Below are 19945 nucleotides of genomic sequence, written 5' to 3' on the forward strand. Positions count from 1 at the left end.
AACCTCCTCGCGGGCCGCCGGGCTGCGGAGGAGCGGGATCGCGACGATCAGGCCGCGTCTCGCGTCGTCGAGCGCAGGAGCGATCGGATGACGAGCCAGGTGACGACGAGGAGGGGGGCGTAGAGGGGGATCCCCATCACGAGCCGCGCGGTTCCGAGCGCCTCGATGGCTCCGGCGTAATACAGAGGCATCTGGACGATCAGGCGCAGCGCGAAGAGGCCGCACCACATCAGGGTGAGGGCCGAATAGATCCGGCGGAGCCGTCGATCGTCGCGCCAGGTCGTCCCCGCACCCGTGAGGAAGCCGGCAGCGACGCCGATGATGGGCCACCCGATGAACACCGACGCGAGCAGGACCGCGAAGTACGCTCCGTTCGTCCAGAAGCCGGGGATGTAGTAGTCCTCGGGCCGGTTGTTGAGCAACGCGAGCACGGCGGACAGCACGATGCCGAGAACGCCGCCGATCGCCGGCGCGGTCGGCTGGCGCTGGATGATCCGCGCGACCACGAAGACAGCACCCACGATGAGAGGAAGCGCGATGGAGAGGACGAGGTCACGCGTGAGCGTGTATGCGACGAGGAAGACGAGGCCCGGGAGCATCGCCTCGATGACTCCGCGCACGCCGCCGATCGCGGCGAGGACGCTCTTCCCGTCCACCTGCCCCGACTCCGCGAGTCGTCCGATACCGGAGGAACGGGCAGCCTGCTCGAGACGCGCGCGCGCGCCGTCGTCATCGGAGCCCCCGGAGTCCGGGGCCGAGCCGCCGGCGACCGGGTCGTTCGTCATGCGTCGGTGGGTGCCGCGTCGGTGGAGGCGGACGTGGGCATCTTCAGCGGGATCAGGTCGCGCGGCGGCATCGGCTGCGTGCCACGGACGACGACGACGCTGCGGAAGAGATCCTCGATCTTCTCTGCGGCCTCGGGCGAGGACGTGCCCTCCCCCGCGATGACGCCGCGAAGGAACCAGCGGGGTCCGTCGATGCCCACGAATCGGGCGACACGACTCGAGGTGCCCGAGCCATCCGCTGCGGCGACCGGGACCTGGGCCCGGATCTCGGGGCCGAAGGGGCCCTCCACATCCGTGACGGTCCCGCCCTGCTTGGTGATCTGCTCGACGATCTGCAGCCGTGTCTCGTGCCAGAGACCCGTCGTGCGGGGCGCCGCGAACGGCTGGACCTGGAGGGAGGAGCCGGCGTAGTCCAGACCGACGGCGACGATCCGCTTCGAGCTCTCCTCCACCTCGAGCCGGAGATTGAGTCCTTCGCGCGGCAGGATCTTGACCCCGCCGAGATCGATGTACGGCCGAACCGCATTCGCTTCCGCCTCGTCGAACGGGCCGTTCTCCGCACGGTCGGCCGGAGCGGACTTCGCGTCGAGGTCGAGATCCGGCTCGCCCTCGGGGGCGTCGATCGCGTCGACGACGTCGTCGGTGGGCGGGATCGTCTCGACGTCGGTCGTCACCGCGGCGGCCTCGGCCGTGGTCTTCTTGGATCGCTTCATCGTGTCTCTCCCGTTTCCGTGCCGTATCCGCTCGAACCGAACCCACCTGCGCCACGCGCACTCCCCGGCAGTGTCTCCACCGGGACGAAACGCGCTCGTGTCACCGGCATCACGATGAGCTGAGCGATGCGGTCACCCACCGCGATGTCGTACGACTCGCGCGCATCGGTGTTGAGCAGCGTCACCTTGATCTCACCCCGGTAGCCGGCGTCCACCGTTCCCGGCGCGTTGACGACGGTGATGCCGTGCTTGGTCGCGAGCCCGCTGCGGGGAACGACGAAACCGACGAACCCGTCGGGCAGCGCGATCGAGACGCCGGTACCGACGAGGGCACGCTCGCCCGGGTCGAGACGGACCGCCTCCGCCGCGCGCAGATCGGCCCCCGCGTCACCGGGGTGGGCGTAGCTCGGAGGTTCGGGAGCGATAATGAGAACGTCAACGCTTTCGGTCACGTGTCGAGGGTAATGCAGAACTCCGAACGAAGTGGGTGCGGTGCGGTATCGGGAAAAGCTCTGGCCGGCGCGATGGATCCTCGTGGCGACGCTCCTCGTGATACCGGCCAGCGCACTGGTCTTCGCTCCCCTGTCGTGGACACTCGGCTTCGCCACGGGCATCGTCCTCTACGCGGGCTGCCTCGGCCTCTACATCCGTGCGGGCGTGCCGCTCGAGATCACGGACACCGAGTTCCGCGCGGGCCGCGCCCGGATCGACCTCTGCTTCATCGGGTCGGCGACCCCGTACTCGGGGCAGGAGGCGACGGCCCAGCGGGGCCCGGAACTCGACGCTCGCGCGTGGCTCCTCCTCCGCGGCGGGGTGTCCGGCGTGGTGCGCATCGAGATCGACGATCCGGGCGACCCCACTCCCTATTGGCTCGTATCGACAAGAAACCCCGATCTGCTCGTCTCCGAGCTGACCGGGGCTGTTGCCTCACGCGCCTGACGTCAGGCGGAGCATTCCGCGCACAGCGGGCCGAGCTTCGACTCGTGGTCGAACTGGGAGCGATGCTTCACGAGGAAGCAGCTCACGCAGGTGAACTCGTCCGCCTGGGGCGGGAGCACCACGACGTCGAGGTCGAGGTCCGACAGGTCGGCGCCGGGAAGGTCGAACCCCGAGGGGTTGTCCGCATCTTCGACGTCGACGGCACCGGACATCTTGTCAGGGACGCGCTCCTTGAGTGCCTCGATCGACTCGGAGTCGTCCTCGGTCTTGCGAGGGGCGTCGTAATCGGTTGCCATACCCGTCCATCTCTGCTGTGTAGTCCACTGAAATCGCGGCGTCAGTTTGCATGAAAGGTCCGCGAATAGCAAACCCGCGCCAAGCATCTCGACGACGCTTCCTGGACAACTTCCGGCACGCCTTGCGTATTCCCCGGAATGGCCGTCGTCCCGTGTGAGTATGGGGCATCCGGATCCATCCTGGAAGGCAGGCACATGCAGGATTTGAAGGTCGTCGGAGTAGAGGACGGCGCACTCGTCGCCGCGACGGAGAACGGCGAGCGGTACCGCATCGTCATCGATGAGGTGCTGCACTCGTACGTGCGCCCGCCGCGGCTCGAGCAGAACACCGGTCCCCGCATCAGCCCGAAGGACATCCAGGCCCACATCCGTTCCGGCCTGTCGGCCGAGGAGGTCGCCGAACTCACGGGTGCCACCCTCGACTACGTGCGCCGTTTCGAACGCCCGGTGCTCGCGGAACGCGAGCACATCGTCGGTCAGGCTCTGAGCGTGCCCGTGATCGCCCCGGTCGAGGCGGCCGACGGCGAGGAGGCCACCTTCGGAGCGGCCATCCGCGCGCGGCTCGATTCACTCTCCGCCTCCGGTGAGCGCTGGACGAGCTGGAAGGACGCCGAGGACGGCTGGATCGTCAAGGTGTCCTTCACCTCGGGCGAGGTCGACCACGATGCACGCTGGACCTTCGAGCCCAAGCGCCAGACGCTGTCCCCCCAGAACTCCGAGGCGATGACGCTGTCGCGCCAGGGCGAGATGCCCAACGGACTCATCCCCCGTCTTCGCGCGGTCGAGCCCGACGGGAACGCTCACCACGACGACTCCCGCTTCGACAGCGGAGCGTTCGCCGTCGAGCGGCCGTCGGGAGACGACGATCTCGTCGCCGTGCTGGAGCCACTCGCGTTCGGTCGCAACCAGACCTCGTCGAAGGCCGCGGCTGCGGCGGCGGTCAACCGCGGCGACGACGCGCAGGGCGCTGCGTCGACGCAGACGGCCGATCTCCTCGAGGCCCTCCGCAAGCGGCGGGGCGAGAGGGAGCCGGCCGACTACCGGGGCACCCAGACTCCCGCCACGTCGACGCCGTCTTCGCCCGAACCGGCTCAGCTCTTCGACATCCCGATCGACTCCGCAGGCGACAAGCCGGCCGAGGAGCCGCCTCTCACGAAGGCGCCGCCGACCCGCAAGGGTCGCACCTCGATGCCGTCGTGGGACGAGATCGTCTTCGGCGCCCGCACCGAAGACGACTGAGTCACCCGGCACGCCGGACACGTGCATGTGATCCCGCCCCGGCCTCGCGGAGGGATCAGGTGCGCCACGCCCCCATACGGATGATGGGCACGGATCGCTCCTCGGGAGTGATCGAGCCGTGCTGCCCCACCATGCCGCGACCGGGGTCGTCGCCGAAGCGATCGTCGTAGAACGCGATGCGTTTCCTCGGAGCGACGAGGACGTCGCCGATCCGGTCGAGCACGTCGGGTGCGACCTCGGCCCCGAACCATCCGGCCGTAATCGCGGCGGTACGCGTCGTGACCCAGGCCGAATCGCCGAAGCGCTCCTCCCAGGCGGAGGCGACCGATCCGGGGTCGACGTCGGGGTCGAGTCCCAGGTGCAGGAAGCGCGGCTCTCCGGCGACGTGGCGTATGCCCGTCATGAGATCGAGATGGTCGGAGAAGAGCACGTGGGCATCGTGACGGATGTCGACCATGCCGTGGTCGGCGGTCACGATGATCCCCGTCCCCCGGGCCACGGAGGACTCGAGGACGCCGAGCGCCGAGTCGATCGCCTCGAGGACCGAGGTCCACTGGGGACTCTCGACCCCCTCCGCATGGCCGGCCTTGTCGAGCTCGGGGATGTAGACGTAGGTGAGCGTCCTCTCCGCGACGGAACGCTCCGCCGCGACACGCATGCGGGACGCGAGATCGTCCTCGCCCCGGTACGGCGCGCCCCGGAGGATCGCGCGAGAGAAACCGGAGCCGGCGAAGATCTTCGGCCCGACCGCGACGATGGAGGCGGTCGCGGGGTCGGTGCGCTCGAAGGCGGTGCTGCTCCGCTGCCACGTCTCGGGGGCCATCCGCTCGTCCCACCCGGAGAGCTGCTTGACCACCCGGTCGTTCGCCCGATCGATCGCGCTGTAACCGACGAGGCCGTGCTCGCCCGGCCAGACGCCCGTGAGGATCGTCGTCAGCGCGGCGGCCGTCGTGCTGGGGACGACGCTGTCGAGCGAGCGAGAGCGGGCCGCCACGAGGCGACGGGCATGACCCGCGCGGGCCGCGAGGGCGTGGGAGCCGAGTCCGTCGACGACGACCACTACGGCGGAGCGCGACCGGGGCAGCCCCAGACGCCCGCGACCGCCGGACAGGGCGGCGATCGAATCCGGGAGAACGTCGGCCAGGCTCACGGCGGCCGGTTTGACGATCGGTAGCATGGTCGGCATCGGGCCCAGTCTCCCACACGCTGTCCGGCCCCGTTCCTCCATCCGCCTCCGCACGGAAGCAACGAATGACGCCCAGAAACACCAATTCATCCGGCTCGTCGGTTTCGAACGACGAGCCGATCGCCGAGCGCATCGAGGACGTCGACGTCTCGACCGAGATGCAGGGCTCGTTCCTCGAGTACGCCTACTCGGTCATCTACTCGCGCGCCCTCCCCGATGCGCGCGACGGCCTCAAGCCGGTGCAACGGCGCATCATCTTCCAGATGACGGAGATGGGCCTGCGCCCCGACCGAGGACACGTCAAGTCGGCGCGTGTCGTCGGCGAGGTGATGGGAAAGCTGCACCCCCACGGTGACTCGGCCATCTACGACGCGCTCGTCCGTCTCGCTCAGCCGTGGACCCTCCGTGTGCCGCTCGTGGACGGCCACGGCAACTTCGGCTCGCTCGACGACGGCCCGGCCGCCGCCCGCTACACCGAAGCGCGGCTCGATGCAGCGGCCCTCGCGCTCGCCGAGGGGCTCGACGAGGACGTCGTCGACTTCGTGCCGAACTACGACAACCAGTTCCTGCAGCCCGACGTGCTCCCGGCGTCGTTCCCGAACCTGCTCGTCAACGGGGCGAGCGGCATCGCCGTGGGAATGGCCACGAACATGGCTCCCCACAACCTCATCGAGGTCGTGGGCGCGGCCCGTCATCTGCTCGCTCATCCCGACGCCACCCTCGAGGACCTCATGGAGTTCGTGCCCGCGCCGGACCTCCCCTCCGGCGGGACCATCGTGGGCCTCGACGGGATCAAGGATGCCTACGCCACCGGTCGCGGCGCCTTCAAGACACGTGCCCGGGTGAGCGTCGAGAACATCACGGCACGCAAGGCCGGTCTCGTCGTCACCGAACTGCCCTACCTCGTCGGTCCCGAGAAGGTCATCGAGAAGATCAAGGACGGTGTCGGCTCGAAGAAGCTGAGCGGCATCTCCGATGTCACGGACCTGACGGACCGTCAGCACGGCCTCCGGCTCGTGATCGGCATCAAGACGGGGTTCAGCCCGGAGGCCGTGCTCGAGCAGCTCTACCGCTACACACCCCTCGAAGACTCGTTCAGCATCAACAACGTCGCGCTCGTCGACGGCGGCCCCCGCACCCTCGGTCTCCGCGAACTCCTCCAGGTCTATGTCGAGCACCGCATCTCCGTCGTGACGCGGCGCACGCGCTACCGGCTCGATCGACGACGCGAACGCCTGCACCTCGTGGACGGACTCCTCATCGCGATCCTCGACATCGACGAGGTCATCCAGGTGATCCGCGCGAGCGACGATTCCGAGCAGGCGCGCTCGCGACTCATCGAGGTCTTCGACCTGTCCCAGATCCAGTCCGAGTACATCCTCGAGCTGCGCCTGCGGCGACTGACACGCTTCTCCCGAATCGAGCTCGAAGCGGAACGGGACGCTCTGCGGGCAGAGATCGCGCAGCTCGAGGCGCTCCTGGCATCGGAGGCCGCGATCCGCACCCTCGTCTCCGACGAGCTCGGTGAGATGGCCGATCGCTTCGGCACCCCCCGGCGGACCCTCCTGACCACGGCGCGACCGAGCGCGGCCCCGTCCCGCTCCAAGAATGCCCCCGTCCTCGAGGTGGCCGATGTCGCGTGCCGCGTGCTCCTCTCCACGACGGGTCGCATCGTCCGTGTCGACCTCTCGGAGGGCGTCGACGCCCTCGTGCCGCCCGCCCGACGTTCCAAGCACGACGCGGTCCGGTCCGCCCTCGACACAACGAGCCGGACCGAGATCGGAGCGATCACCTCGACGGGCCGCATGATCCGTTTCAGCCCCGTGGACCTGCCCGTGGTACCACCGCAGAGCGTGCAGCTGGGGGCCGGTGTCCGCATCGCGGACTACCTCGCCATGACGGACCGATCTGAGCGTGTTCTCGCGCTCGTGGCCCTCGACGACGAGCGGCCGATCGCCCTCGGTACCGCGGCCGGCGTGGTCAAGCGCGTCGCTCCCGGCGAGTGGCCCGCGCGACCCGATGTGGAGGTCATCTCCCTGAAGCCGGGCGACTCCGTCGTCGGGGCCGCCGTCTCGGAGGACGACGACGAGCTCGTCTTCATCACGAGCGACGCACAGCTATTGCGGTTCGCGTCCGCGAACGTGCGGCCTCAGGGCCGTTCCGCCGGCGGCATGGCCGGCATCAAGCTCTCCGCGGGGGCATCCGTGGTGTTCTTCGGGGTCATCCGCGCGGAAGACGAGACGATCGTCGCCACGGTCGCGGCCGACTCGCGCGCTCTCGCGGGCACCGACGCCGGGAGCGCGAAGGTCTCGGACCTGTCGGAGTTCCCTGCCAAGGGGCGGGCCACCGGCGGGGTCCGTGCGCAGCGATTCCTCAAGGGCGAGGACCGGATCTCGCTCGGGTGGGTCGGCCCCTCCCCGGCGCGGGCTTCCGGGCCCGACGGGTCTGTGCGCATTCTGCCCGAGGGCGGCGCGAGGAGAGACGCCTCAGGCATCGGGCTCTCCGCTCCCATCGGCTCGATCGGCCGCGCGATCGGCTGATCGGCCCGCGCTGGTCGCCCGGCCGCGGTGGGGTCCGCCGCACGGACCCCGCCGCCTCAGACGTCGATGCGGTCGCGGGACAGCCGGTCGGAGCTGTCGATGATGAACTCCTTGCGGGGAGCGACGTCGTTTCCCATGAGGAGCTCGAACACGTTGCCCGCCATCTCGGCGTCCTCGATCCGCACCCGGCGGAGGGTCCGGTGCGCGCGCTCCATCGTCGTGGATGCCAGCTGCTCCGCATCCATCTCGCCGAGGCCCTTGTACCGCTGGATCGGCTCCTGGTAGCGCTTGTTGCTGCGCTTGAGCCCGGTGAGCACACCCTGCAGCTCTTGCTCGGAGTAGGTGTAGATGATGTCGTTCGGCTTCGAACCCGCGTTGATGACGACGACCCGGTGCAGCGGCGGGACGGCGGCGAACACCCGACCGGCTTCGATGAGCGGCCGCATGTAGCGGAAGAAGAGCGTGAGCAGGAGCGTACGGATGTGCGCGCCGTCCACGTCGGCGTCGCTCATCAGGATGATCTTGCCGTAGCGCGCGGCGTCCAGATCGAACGTCCGCCCGGATCCTGCGCCGATGACCTGGAGGATCGAGGCGCACTCGGTGTTCGAGAGCATGTCGCTCACCGAGGCCTTCTGCACGTTGAGGATCTTGCCGCGGATCGGGAGGAGGGCCTGGAACTCGCTGTTGCGAGCGAGCTTCGCCGTGCCGAGCGCGGAGTCGCCCTCGACGATGAAGAGCTCGGTCGCGGCCACGTCGCTCGAACGGCAGTCCACGAGCTTCGCCGGGAGGGTGGAACTCTCGAGGGCGTTCTTCCGGCGCTGGGTCTCCTTGTGTGCTCGGGCGGAGATACGCGTCTTCATCTCGGCGACGACCTTGTCGAGCACGAGAGTCGTCTGCGCCTTGTCCTCCCTCTTCGTGGATGCGAAGCGCTCCTTGAGCCGCTCGCCGACGACATTCGCGACGATCGCCCGGACGGCCGGAGTGCCGAGGACCTCCTTCGTCTGGCCCTCGAACTGCGGCTCGGGCACGCGGACGGTCACGACGGCGGTGAGGCCGGCCATGACGTCGTCCTTCTCGAGCTTGTCGTTGCCCACCTTGAGGCGTCGGGCGTTCTGCTCCACCTGCGACCGCACGATCTTGATGAGGCCCTGCTCGAAGCCCGTCTGATGCGTGCCGCCCTTCGGCGTCGCGATGATGTTCACGTAGCTGCGCACGGCGGTGTCGTAGCCCGAGCCCCAACGGAGCGCGACGTCGACGCTGCACGTGCGCTCGATCTCGGTGGGGACCATGGCGCCGGTCTCCTGCAGCACGGGGACGGTCTCGGAGAAGGTCCCGTCTCCCGTGAGTCGCCACGTGTCAGTGACCGGGGAGTCGTTCGAGAGGAAGTCGACGTATTCGGATATGCCGCCGTCGTAGCGGAACTCGGAGACGGTCGCGCCCTCCCCTGTCGCCTCGGTGGCGCGTTCGTCGTCGATCCGGATGCCGAGCCCTGGCACGAGGAAGGCTGTCTGCCGGGCGCGGGCGTGCAGGTCGTCGACGTTGAAGGTGGCGCCGGGCGTGAAGATCTGGCGGTCGGCCCAGTAGCGCACGCGGGTTCCCGTGACGCCCTTCGCGACCTTGCCGACGGCGCGCAGCACGCTGCCCTTCTCGAAGGGGGTGAACGGCGCATCCGGCGTGCGACCGGCGGAATCGTCGAAGATCCCCGGCTCCCCCCGGTGGAACGACATCGCCCACGTCTTGCCCCCGCGATCCACCTCCACGTCGAGCCGCTCGGACAGGGCGTTGACCACGGAGGCCCCGACGCCGTGCAGGCCGCCAGAAGCGGCGTACGAGCCGCTGCCGAACTTGCCACCCGCGTGGAGCTTCGTGAAGACCACCTCGACGCCGGACAGACCGGTCTTCGGTTCGATGTCCACGGGGATGCCCCGAGCGGTGTCCCGGACCTCGACGCTGTCGTCGGGGTGGAGCACGATGCCGATCTGCGATCCGTGTCCGGCGAGGGCCTCGTCGACCGAATTGTCGATGATCTCCCACAGGCAGTGCATGAGTCCGCGGGAGTCCGTCGAGCCGATGTACATGCCCGGGCGCTTCCGCACGGCCTCCAGTCCTTCGAGGACGGAGAGATGGCGAGCCGAGTAGTCTGTCACGGGTACCCAGCCTAGTTCGGGGGCGGCTCCGAACACCGTAAGACACGGTCTCAGCCCCCGGACGGACGCACCGTACGCGCACAGCGAAATACGTGTCAATCCGGCAATAAGCCAGCGGGTGCGTGGTTGTATATGAAGACCACGCTGAACGTAGTAGGTCGAACAGGAGGAGCCCCATGGAATACACCACCAACCAGAGCGAGCAGCTCGAGGCGAGCGCTCCCCAGCTCACCGCGGCCGACCGCTGCGACAGCTGTGGCGCGCAGGCGTACATCCGCGTCGAATTGAACTCGGGAGAGCTCTTCTTCTGCGCTCACCACGGACGCAAGTACCAGGAGAAGCTCGCGAGCGTCGCTCAGTCCTTCCACGACGAGTCCGCTCGTCTCCTCGAGGACCAGCGGGCCTGACTCCGTAGCGCACGATCTGCTCGACACACGACGACCGCCACGACATCGTGGCGGTCGTTCTGCGTCGAGCGGGGCGTCCGCTACGTCCACGGCGACCGCAGGGCGACCCGAGGGCACCCGAGCCGCCGACAGCCGTCCGTCACGCGCCGTGGCCCGTCAGCCGCCGTGAGTCAGCCGTTCGATCCGCGGGGACAGTCTCACCGCGATCTCCTCGCCGATGGTCCCCGTCGAATCGGCCCACTCCTGGAGGGTCGGTTCGCCGCGGTCCTCCCGGCCGACGAGCGTCACGACATCGCCGACGGTGAGTCCCGCCTCGGGGGCGACCGTGGTCTCCACGAGACCGACCGTGATCGAGACCCGTCGACCGTCGACCGCCGCCTCGAGGCGCCGCCCCGCGCCCGGGAGGCCGTCGACGCTCCCGATGGACAGGACCGCTCCCCCGGACTCGTCGAGATCGACCACGCGCGCACGCAACGACAAGACGGGCACGAGACCGAGCGATGACGGGGTGACGCCGTCTCCCGGCGCGATCCCGTAACCGAACGCTCCGACCCTCACGACGTCGAACCGACTGTCGTCGCGAGCGAACGACGCCGCGCTCGCCGCGAGGTGTCGAACGAGACCGGTGCGTCGCCCCTCCGACACGCCGGCGACGGCACGTTCGAACGCGCGGATCGACACCCCGTCCTCCTCGTCGGAGGCCTCGGCGATGTGGGTCCACACCCCGGCCAATTCGACGAGGCCGGCGTCGGCGCTCCGCTCGATGGCCGCGACGAGATCAGCCCACTCCTCCGGTCGCGCCCCCGCACGGCCGAGACCCGTGTCGATCTTCGCGTGGATCCGTGCCGGTCGCCCGTCGGCCGTCTCCACGATGCGCTCGAGCTGGGTCTCGCTCGACACACCGATCTCCACACCGTTCGCCACCGCATCGGCGTAGTCCTCCTGTGGACCGAAGAGCCAGGCGAAGAGCCGGACGTCCTCTGGCAACCCGGCTCGACGGAGCGCCACCCCGACGGGCGCGTCGAGCACGCCGACGAAGCGGATGCCCTCGTCGACCGCCGCCGCGACGATCCGATCGAGGCCGTGCCCGTAGGCGTCGTTCTTGACGACCGTCATCACAGAGGCCGGTGCCACGGCGGCGCGGACCCGGCGGATGTTGGCGCGGTAGGCGTCGAGGTCGATCTCCGCCCATACGTCCCGCGTCACGAGGAGATCCTCTCGACACGGTCGCCGAGGCCCGCCATGACGGCCGCCGGCTCGACATCGAGTGCGCTGCTCCAGTCCATCAGGCTCGGCTCACCACACGCGGGGTCACCGAAGACCGTGACCCGGGCGCCCGGCCGGACCGCCCGGTCCCCGAGCGAGACGACGAAGACGTTCATGGCGACGCGCCCGACGATCGGCGCACTCGTTCCGTCGACGAGCACGTGGGACCGGTTGCCGGCGTGACGGTGTACCCCATCGCCGTAGCCGAGCGCGACGAGAGCCGTGCGCTCGTCGCGAGCCGCTCGATAGGTGTAACCGTAGGAGACGCCGTCGCCGCGGCGGATGGACTTCGTCGAGAGCAGTTCGGAGTGGAGCGAGGCGACCGCCAGTCCCCGCCCCCCGAAGCCGTAGACGGCGTCACGGGCGACTGCGGCGTCTGCCTGACCGACCGGACGGATTCCCGCCGCGCGCAGCTCGTCCTGCCGTCCGACGTGCGCACGACCGACGAAGATACCGAGACCGGGCGCCGTAGCCTGCGCGGCCAACGCTCCGTCCGCGTTCGCGACGTACAGGCCCGACGCGCCGGTGTTCCGCGCGATGTCCGCCACACGGGCGAGACCGAGACCGAAGGCGTTCGCCGTCACGTCGACGAGAAGGGGGCCCCCGGCGATGGCGCGCTCGACGTTCTCCGCGAGCGCGGAGACCATCACCTGCAGCTGCCGCCGTGGACCCATGTCGGGATCGCTAGATCGTGCTGAAGGCGTGATCGATGTTCGCGAGGATGACACCACGGGCCTCCTCGGCGAGACGGTCGAGCTCCGCGTGCGCGGGAGTCGCCGACCAGTCGAGCCCCCGGCGCTCGAGGGCGCGGGCGATGAGGAAGTCCGTCAACACGGGGTTGAGCGGCAGTACCGGGCCCTGGACGCGGGTGCCGATCGCGTTCGAGACGCGCACCCCGTCCTCGAAGCCCGCGGTGCCGGTGACACCGGACGTGACCTGGCCGAAGGGTGCGGCTCCGTCCCGACGCGTCGTGACGGTCCGGTGATCCTCGAAACCGACGATCCGGCCGACCGATGACTCGACGACCAGGTAGCCGGCGTGCCGGGCCCCCGCGCGGTCGGTCGTGACGGGGAAGACGCCGATGCCATCGATCGTCTCGCCGTCGGGTGCCACGATGCGCTCACCGAGCGCCTCCATACCGGCGCCCACAGCGAGCAGGGGGATCCCCGCTGCGACCCACTCCGTGAGCTCGGGCGCGATGCGACGGAGGTCGCCGATCACGGAACGCACGGCGGACAACGGACCGTTGCCGATCACGACGATGTCCGGTCGCTCGGCGGGCAGCGCGTCACCGATCCGGTGGTGCAGGACCGTCGCCGTCCCGCCGGCACGTTCGAGCCGCGTCGCGAGCGCGAGAACGTTCCCGCTGTCCCCCGTCACCCCGAGCTCTGCGGGGAAGAGCTGGAGGATCACGACGGTCTCGTCGGCGACGCTCATCGCGCGATCTCCATGTCACCCTGGCCCACGAGCTTGCGGGCGTACATCATCTGTTCGTAGTTGACGATCCACGCCTTGCGGCCCGACGTCGGGGCTGGCATGCCTCGCATGATCTCGATGCCCTTCTTCAGATCCGGCTCGATGTGGTGGACGGGGATACCGGCGTGCTCGAGACGCAGCGCGACCTGCCACCCCTTCGCACCCGAGATGACGTCGACGTGGTCGAGGCCTGTGAAGTCGACGTCGTAGATCCACGAGATATCGGGCGTGCCCTCGTCGATCGCGAGGAGGACCTGCTCCGGGGGCGTGTCGAACGCGTCGAGGTTCAGCTGGAGGCTCGCGCCGTTCTTGAACATCGTGATCTCGACCTGCTCGCTGCCGAACTGCAGCAGCTCGCCGCGACCGTACGCCGGACGCATCACTCGGAAGGCCTCGACGGCCCGATCGGCGGAGAACTGCGACTCGAGGACGAGTCGGGCCGTCTGCAGCGCGGCGGCCGCGTCGACCGCGTAATGCAGTCCGCGAGCGGGGAGCACGACGTCGAGCGTCTCTCCCCCGATCGCGATGGTCGCGGTCGTTCCCGACCACCCCACGACCTCTGAGGCCGCATCGACGTCGCCGACGGCATCCGCATCGCGGAAGTCCTCGGCGTTCACGAGACCGTGAGCCGATTGCGCCACGACCTCGGCGCTCGCGCCGAAGTAGCTGACGGCGGGTCGCACGCCGGCGATCTTCCGAGCGACCTTGCTGAGGTACGGGTCCTCACGGTTGGTCACGACGTTGGTGGCGGCCAACACCCCCGTGTCGATCATCATGTCGGCGACCCGCTCGGTCTCGTAGAACCGGAAGAGCTGGTCGACCTGCACGTTGAGCATGAGAACGATCGACGGACGCAGCGTCTGCGCGAGCTTGACCGCATAGGCCTCGTCGATCTCGAGCACCGCGACGTCGGCCGAGAGCTTGCCTGTGATGCTCACCTCGCTGAGCAGGGCGCTCGTCACACCCTGAGGGAGGTTCGCCCCCGTCGGGTTCGTGAACACCTTCAGGCCGTGGGCACGCAGGAGTTCCGACACCATGTGGGTGGTCGTCGACTTGCCGTTCGAGCCGAGCACGAACACGACGCCGCCGGGGAGCTGGTCCGGCAGGCTCGGGAGATAACTCGGCGCGAGACGGTTGACGAGGTGCCCGGGATAGGCCGAGCCGCCACCGCGCGCGCGCGTGACGGCCCGGGCCAGCCGGCCGATGAGGATCGGGACGGTGTAACGGAGACCCATCGATTTACTCGAGGTAGTCGCGCAGCGACTGCGAACGGCTGGGGTGCCGCAGCTTGGCCATCGTCTTCGACTCGATCTGTCGGATCCGCTCTCGCGTGACCCCGAACGTGTCGCCGATCTGGTCGAGCGTCTTCGGCATCCCGTCGCCCAGACCGAAGCGCATGCGGATCACGCCGGCCTCGCGCTCGGAGAGCGAGTCGAGCAGGCTCTCGAGCTGCTTCTGCAGCATGGTGAAGCCGACCGCGTCGGCGGGGACGACGGCCTCGGTGTCCTCGATGAGGTCACCGAACTCGCTGTCGCCGTCTTCACCGAGCGGGGTGTGCAGCGAGATCGGCTCGCGGCCGTACTTCTGCACCTCGATGACCTTCTCCGGGGTCATGTCGAGCTCGCGGCTCAACTCCTCCGGCGTGGGCTCGCGCCCGAGGTCCTGAAGCATCTGGCGCTGCACGCGGGCGAGCTTGTTGATGACCTCGACCATGTGGACCGGGATGCGGATGGTGCGCGCCTGGTCGGCCATCGCGCGGGTGATCGCCTGACGGATCCACCACGTGGCGTAGGTCGAGAACTTGAAGCCCTTCGTGTAGTCGAACTTCTCGACCGCACGGATGAGACCGAGGTTGCCCTCCTGGATCAGGTCGAGGAACTGCATCCCACGGCCCGTGTAGCGCTTCGCGAGCGAGACGACGAGACGGAGGTTCGCCCCCAGCAGGTGGCTCTTCGCACGCTGCCCGTCCTTCGCGACCCACGTGAGCTCGCGGCCCAGCTGGGTGCGCTTCTCCTGGTCGCTCAGGTGGGACAGCTTCTCCTCGGCGAAGAGACCGGCCTCGATGCGCATCGCGAGCTCGACCTCCTCAGCGGCGTTGAGGAGCGCGACCTTACCGATCTGCTTCAGGTAGTCCTTGACGGGATCGGCCGTGGCACCCGTGATGGCCGAGGAGTAGACGGGGACCTCGTCATCGTCGTCCGTCATGGACAGCACGAGGGCGCCCTTCGGAAGCGGTTCGACGGAGGCGGCCGGAGCAGCCTCCTCGTCGCCGTCCTCGGTCGCCGGGACGTCGGCGGGCGCGTCGTCCGGGGTGTCGGCGACCACGACCTCGACGTCGGCTTCGACGTCCTCCGACTCGTCGTCGGATGCGGCCGATGCGGCCTTCTTCGCGGCGGCCGCCTTGGTCTTCGGCGCGGCCTTCGTCTTGGGTGCTGCCTTCGCCGGGGCCTTCTTCGCGGCGGCCGGCTTGGTGGTCGTCGTCCGTTCGGTCGGCTCGTCCTCGACGATGGCCTCAGCCTTCGCCTTCGTGGGCGCTGCGGTCTTGGTTGCCATTGCGAACACCTTTCGGTCCTAGCGGCGGAGATGTGCGCCTACCGGGCTCGGGTTGCTTTGTCGGACAGAATTCTTGTCATCGCTTGCCGTGAGCGCGAGTCGGCGAGCCGGTGACGGACTTTCGGGCAGTACGAGGACCCATGTCAAGCCCCGGCCTGACGCTCGCCCGACGTCCTGATCACTCCGACGTCGTGCACACCGACCCCCGCGAACGGGAGACCGTGGTCACCGGGACCCGAACGGGTCCGTTCACCATTATACCCACGGAAGACGGGGACCGAGACCGTCGGACCGTGACCCGACGCGGCCTGAGCCCTGATTCCCGGGCCCACCGGCTCTTCGGACGGACGTGCATCCGGCCGTCGAGCGGGATCGGGACCCCTCGCGTCAACCGCGGGAGCGCCTCACCCTACGCAGGAGTGCAACCCAGATCGGTCCGACGTTTATTCCCTCGTCGTCCGACAGACGCGACCGTACCGTTCGCCGTGTCAGGAGGAGGAGGACCACGCCGGTGCCGACGACGAGGTACTGGACGAGGAAGGCGATGCGGAACGACTCCAGCCGGTAGAGCTCCTCGTTCGAGGTGGACCCTCCCCCGAGCAGGTCGATCACGACGCCGATGAGGAACATCATCACGAAGCTCGCGAGGAACCCGCCGACGTTCACGACGCCGTTCGCCGAACCGAGCGAGCGGGCCGGGTTATAGGTGCGGGCGTAGTCGAAACCGATGAGCGAGCCGGGTCCACCGATGCCGAGGAACACGAGGAGGACGATGAGGACGGCGAGCGGGGGCGTGCCCGGCCAGGCGAGGAGCAGGGTCCACGCGGAGAAGACCAGTCCCACGACGAGCAGCACCAGGTTGCTTCGGCGGTAGGGGAAACGCGCGCTCAGGATGCCGAGGATCGGACCGGCGATGACGCCGGACACCACGATCACGAGGAGCATCGACGCCGCGAGCCTCTCGTCGAGACCGAGTCCGAACACCATGAAGGGGAACCCCCACATGAGCGTGAAGACGGTGCCGCTCGACTGGGAGACGAAGTGCGCCCAGAACCCGAGCCGGGTGCCGGGTCGTCTCAGGCTCGAGAGGAGGAGGTCGAGCGATTGGCCCCAACTCGACGCCCGCGGCGGCTCGATCGAGTCGGTCGGCCGATCGGCGATGACGCCGATCACCACGACCGTCGACAGGAGCGCGAGCGAGCCGGCGGTCAGGAAGGCCGGTGTCCATCCGAACATGTGGAGCAACCAGGCGAAGGGCACGGCGGAGAGGATCTGACCGGCCTGTCCGAGGTTGCCCACCCACTGGGAGAGCTGCGGGACGTTCCGGCCGGAGAACCAGGAGTGCACGAGTCTCATGACGGCGGGGAAGATCCCGGCGTCGCCGAGACCGACGAGTACGCGTCCGAGAGCGGCGACCGCGATGTCGGGGGCGATCGCGAGCACGACCTGCCCGACGGCCATGAGTGCGAGCCCCGCGACGAGGAGAACGCGCGGTCCGATGCGGTCGATCATCACCCCGACGGGGATCTGGGCCGCGGCGTAGACCACGAGCTGGACGACGGCGAGGCTCGAGAGCGCCGCAGCCGACACGTCGAAGCGGTCGGCCGCCTCGACGCCCGCGACACCCAGGGTGGTCCGCTGGAGGATCGCGACGATGTAGGCCGCGATACCGACCCCGAAGACGAACCAGGAGCGCCGGGAATTCACCTGAACAGCTTACCGGCGGCGATCCGACGTCGCCCCCGGGCGACCGCCCGGTGTCAGATCCGGCCGGGGAAGTCGTCGTCCCCCGAGCGGCGCCCGGCTAGGAACTGTTCGAGTTCGTCCGCGATCGCGTCCGCGCTCGGCAGTTCACCGTCCTCGTCCGTGAGGGGAGATCGCACGCTCGTGCCCTCCATGTAGGCGTCGTACCGCTGCTCGAGCGTCGTCACGAGCCGCGCGAGTTCCTCGTTGCCCGCGACCTGTTCGTCGATGCGGGAGACGAAGTCGCGGCCGGCGCCGCGGAGTTCGTCGCTCGGGAGGATCAGGCCGGTCGCCGACGAGATCATGTCGAGCGCGGCGACGGCCGAATCCGGGTACTCGGTGTCCGCGAGGTAATGCGGGACGAGCAGCGCGAAGCCCGAGACGTCGGCCCCCTGTTCGGCCAAGCGGTACTCGAGCACGTGCAACACGTTCGCGGCGACCTGCGTGTGGGGGCGCCAGACCGAGAGCGACTCGATGAGGTCCGACCGGTTCCCGCTCACCGTGACGCCGATGGGCCGCGTGTGCGGCACGGGCATCGGGATGGCGTGGACCCAGGTGGTGCTGGACACGCGGAACCGCTCCCCGAGAGCGATGACCGCGGCGATGAAGCCCTCCCAGGCGAAGTCGGGCTCGTAGCCGGACAGCAGGAGGAAGGGACGGTGCACGTCGTCCTCGGCGAGCGAGAGCTCGAGACGGGGAGGCGCGTAGTCGGTGAGACGGTCCTGTTCGAAGGAGATGATCGGACGGCGCGCCCGGTAGTCGAGGAGAGCGTCGTTGTCGAAGCGCGCCACGGGGCGGTGGGTGATGGACTCGAGCAGGTGCTCGGTCACCTGCGCGACGGCGCCGCCGGCGTCGGCGAAACCGGTCAGTCCGACCACGAGGGGTAGCCCCTCTCCGACCTCGTCGGCCACGGCCGTCAACTCGTACAGCGCATCGGTTCCAGGCATGCATTCATGCTAATCGCGGCCCGGAGAGCCCGGTGCCGGTGGGCTGCGCTCAGGGCGAACAGCGCGGCGGGGCCGGCCGGATCCGCCGGCCCGCGACGATTAGCATTGCGGGCATGCCGATCCCCTCCTTCTCCTTGTCGATCTCCTCCCCGTCCGATGTCGCGTGCGACGTGCTCCTCCTCCGGTCCGCCAAGACCGCCGACGGACCGCGACTGTCGAGCGACGTCGCGCCGGACCTCGACGCTTCCCTGGCGGCCGTCGGTGCCACCGGCGCATCCGAGGAGCTCGTCCGCCTGCCCGCGCCGACCATCGCCGCCGGTTCGGTGGCGATCGTCGGAACGGGCGAGGACGCCGAGGCCGGCACTCTCCGCGACGCCGTCGGTGGGGCGATCCGCCGACTGGCCGGGACCGCCCACGTCGCCGTCGACGCGACGGACCTGGACGGCGCGTCGGTCGAGGCGCTCCTCGAGGGGGCGCTGCTCGGAAGCTATGCCTTCACGCGGTACCGCAGCGCATCGGCCGGGGACACGAAGACCCCGGTCGCGACGGTGACGGTCCTCGTGTCCGACGCGATCACCGACGCGGAGCGGACCGAGATCGCGAACCGCGCCCGCAGCGTCGCGACGGCGATCGCGTCCGTGAAGGACCTCGTCAACATCCCGCCGTCCGACCTCTACCCCGAGTCGTTCGCCGACCATGCGGTGGAGTCGCTCGCGGGTACCGACGTCGAGGTGACGGTCTGGGACGAGGAGGCCCTCGCCCGCGACGGCTTCGGAGGAATCCTCGGCGTCGGCATCGGCTCCTCCCGAGGCCCCCGGCTCGTGCGCGTCGACTACGCGCCCGACGGCGCCACGAAGCACATCGCCCTCGTCGGCAAGGGCATCACGTTCGACACCGGCGGCCTGTCGCTCAAACCGGCCGGTTCGATGGTCGGCATGAAGTACGACATGACGGGGGCCGCGACGGTCCTCGCCGCGGTGGCAGCGGTCGCCGAGCGCGAGCTGCCCGTGCGCGTCACCGGCTGGCTCTGCCTCGCCGAGAACATGCCGTCGGGCACGGCGATGCGACCGGAGGACGTCATCACGATCCGCGGCGGCCGCACGGTCGAGGTGCTCAACACCGATGCCGAGGGCCGGCTCGTCATGGCCGACGGCCTCGTCGCCGCGAGCGAGGAGTCGCCCGACGTCATCGTCGACATCGCCACCCTCACGGGAGCGGCCGGAATGGCGCTCGGCTCCCGCTACTCCGGAGTCATGGGTGACGACACCCTCGTGAAGACGGTCGTCGACCTGGCCGGAGCCTCGGGCGAGACCTTCTGGCCGATGCCCCTCCCCGCGGAGCTGCGCGGCCTCCTGGCGTCCGACGTCGCGGACATCGCCAACGCGAAGATGGGCAACCGCAACGGCGGCATGCTCCTCGCCGGAGTGTTCCTGCGCGAATTCGTCGGGTCGGTCGACGGCGTACGCATCCCGTGGGCCCACATCGACATCGCCGCGACGGCGAACAACGAGGGTTCGCCCTACGGATTCACCGGCAAAGGACCGACGGGAGTCGGCGTGCGCACACTCGTCGCGCTCGCCGAGCACATGACGCGCGCGTAGTAGGGTTTGAGGGCGCCTCGTGCCGCGTCGCCTCCCGACCTCGTCGGGGAAGAGCGCCGGCTGCGAGATCAGGGCGAAGCACGATCCGAGACGCGGACCGATTCGAG

Annotated in this window: 18 protein-coding genes; 5 read left to right on the forward strand and 13 right to left on the reverse strand. The window is 69.3% G+C overall.

The genetic code is table 11. The features are described 5' to 3' along the window. Positions 1-47: 47 nt before the first annotated feature. Genes ELQ94_RS04155 through dut form a run of 3 tightly spaced genes read right to left on the reverse strand, consistent with a single transcriptional unit; the run spans position 48 to position 1950 of the window. Positions 48-785, reverse strand: a complete 738-nt coding sequence (locus ELQ94_RS04155) for a DUF3159 domain-containing protein (RefSeq protein WP_127047531.1) — start codon at positions 783-785, stop codon at positions 48-50. Beyond that, positions 782-1498, reverse strand: a complete 717-nt coding sequence (locus ELQ94_RS04160) for a DUF3710 domain-containing protein (RefSeq protein ID WP_127047533.1) — start codon at positions 1496-1498, stop codon at positions 782-784. Before ELQ94_RS04160 ends, ELQ94_RS04155 begins: the two co-directional genes overlap by 4 nt. Beyond that, the gene (gene dut / locus ELQ94_RS04165) at positions 1495-1950 is read right to left on the reverse strand and encodes a dUTP diphosphatase (protein WP_166404648.1); all 456 of its coding nucleotides are present in this window, start codon (positions 1948-1950) and stop codon (positions 1495-1497) included. Before dut ends, ELQ94_RS04160 begins: the two co-directional genes overlap by 4 nt. A gap of 40 nt (positions 1951-1990) precedes the next feature. Between dut and ELQ94_RS04170 the strand changes: the two genes are divergently transcribed. Further along, entirely contained in the window at positions 1991-2437 is a 447-nt protein-coding gene (locus ELQ94_RS04170; protein ID WP_127047537.1) for a DUF3093 domain-containing protein, read from the forward strand. Between the two features lie 2 nt (positions 2438-2439). Here the strand turns inward: ELQ94_RS04170 and ELQ94_RS04175 are convergent, their stop codons facing one another. Continuing rightward, complete coding sequence (locus tag ELQ94_RS04175) at positions 2440-2733, reverse strand: DUF4193 domain-containing protein (RefSeq protein ID WP_127047539.1); 294 nt, start codon at positions 2731-2733, stop codon at positions 2440-2442. A gap of 195 nt (positions 2734-2928) precedes the next feature. On the opposite strand from ELQ94_RS04175, the gene sepH reads away from it, so the two are divergent. Next, positions 2929-3972, forward strand: coding sequence for a septation protein SepH (gene sepH, locus ELQ94_RS04180; RefSeq protein ID WP_127047541.1), 1044 nt, complete (start codon positions 2929-2931; stop codon positions 3970-3972). A gap of 55 nt (positions 3973-4027) precedes the next feature. Here sepH and ELQ94_RS04185 read toward each other — a convergent pair whose 3' ends face one another. Further along, positions 4028-5158 (reverse strand): alkaline phosphatase family protein, encoded by a 1131-nt coding sequence (locus ELQ94_RS04185; RefSeq protein WP_243696856.1) that lies wholly within the window; start codon positions 5156-5158, stop codon positions 4028-4030. A gap of 65 nt (positions 5159-5223) precedes the next feature. Here ELQ94_RS04185 and ELQ94_RS04190 point away from each other — a divergent pair, with 65 nt between their 5' ends. Continuing rightward, positions 5224-7698 (forward strand): DNA gyrase/topoisomerase IV subunit A, encoded by a 2475-nt coding sequence (locus ELQ94_RS04190; RefSeq protein ID WP_127047543.1) that lies wholly within the window; start codon positions 5224-5226, stop codon positions 7696-7698. Positions 7699-7754: 56 nt separating this feature from the next. Here the strand turns inward: ELQ94_RS04190 and ELQ94_RS04195 are convergent, their stop codons facing one another. Next, entirely contained in the window at positions 7755-9845 is a 2091-nt protein-coding gene (locus ELQ94_RS04195) for a DNA gyrase/topoisomerase IV subunit B (RefSeq protein ID WP_243696857.1), read from the reverse strand. Between the two features lie 176 nt (positions 9846-10021). Here ELQ94_RS04195 and ELQ94_RS04200 point away from each other — a divergent pair, with 176 nt between their 5' ends. Further along, positions 10022-10252 carry a DUF7455 domain-containing protein gene (locus tag ELQ94_RS04200; protein ID WP_127047547.1) on the forward strand — a complete coding sequence of 77 codons (231 nt, stop codon included), beginning with the start codon at positions 10022-10024 and terminating at the stop codon, positions 10250-10252. A gap of 156 nt (positions 10253-10408) precedes the next feature. Here the strand turns inward: ELQ94_RS04200 and ELQ94_RS04205 are convergent, their stop codons facing one another. The 7 genes from ELQ94_RS04205 to ELQ94_RS04235 form a co-directional block, all read right to left on the reverse strand. Beyond that, positions 10409-11458 carry an alanine racemase gene (locus tag ELQ94_RS04205; protein ID WP_127047549.1) on the reverse strand — a complete coding sequence of 350 codons (1050 nt, stop codon included), beginning with the start codon at positions 11456-11458 and terminating at the stop codon, positions 10409-10411. Further along, on the reverse strand, positions 11455-12192 hold the full coding sequence (locus ELQ94_RS04210) for an alanine racemase C-terminal domain-containing protein (RefSeq protein ID WP_127047551.1): 738 nt from the start codon (positions 12190-12192) through the stop codon (positions 11455-11457). Before ELQ94_RS04210 ends, ELQ94_RS04205 begins: the two co-directional genes overlap by 4 nt. A gap of 10 nt (positions 12193-12202) precedes the next feature. Beyond that, a complete protein-coding gene (locus ELQ94_RS04215; RefSeq protein ID WP_127047553.1) occupies positions 12203-12955 on the reverse strand; it encodes a type 1 glutamine amidotransferase in 753 nt (250 codons plus the stop codon). Continuing rightward, on the reverse strand, positions 12952-14229 hold the full coding sequence (locus tag ELQ94_RS04220) for a MurT ligase domain-containing protein (RefSeq protein ID WP_127047555.1): 1278 nt from the start codon (positions 14227-14229) through the stop codon (positions 12952-12954). The genes ELQ94_RS04215 and ELQ94_RS04220 overlap by 4 nt, the downstream gene beginning before the upstream one ends. Positions 14230-14233: 4 nt before the next feature. Beyond that, the gene (locus tag ELQ94_RS04225; protein ID WP_127047557.1) at positions 14234-15547 is read right to left on the reverse strand and encodes an RNA polymerase sigma factor; all 1314 of its coding nucleotides are present in this window, start codon (positions 15545-15547) and stop codon (positions 14234-14236) included. 387 nt (positions 15548-15934) lie between these two features. Continuing rightward, positions 15935-17254: an MFS transporter gene (locus ELQ94_RS04230; protein ID WP_127047559.1), complete on the reverse strand. Its 1320-nt coding sequence runs from the start codon at positions 17252-17254 to the stop codon at positions 15935-15937. Positions 17255-17307: 53 nt separating this feature from the next. Further along, a complete protein-coding gene (locus ELQ94_RS04235) occupies positions 17308-18237 on the reverse strand; it encodes a proteasome assembly chaperone family protein (RefSeq protein ID WP_127047561.1) in 930 nt (309 codons plus the stop codon). A 113-nt stretch (positions 18238-18350) separates the two neighbouring features. Here ELQ94_RS04235 and ELQ94_RS04240 point away from each other — a divergent pair, with 113 nt between their 5' ends. Beyond that, complete coding sequence (locus tag ELQ94_RS04240) at positions 18351-19838, forward strand: leucyl aminopeptidase (RefSeq protein ID WP_127047563.1); 1488 nt, start codon at positions 18351-18353, stop codon at positions 19836-19838. The last annotated feature ends 107 nt before the right edge of the window (positions 19839-19945 follow it).

The organism is Labedella endophytica (assembly GCF_003990045.1).
Classification (GTDB): Bacteria; Actinomycetota; Actinomycetes; order Actinomycetales; family Microbacteriaceae; genus Labedella; species Labedella endophytica.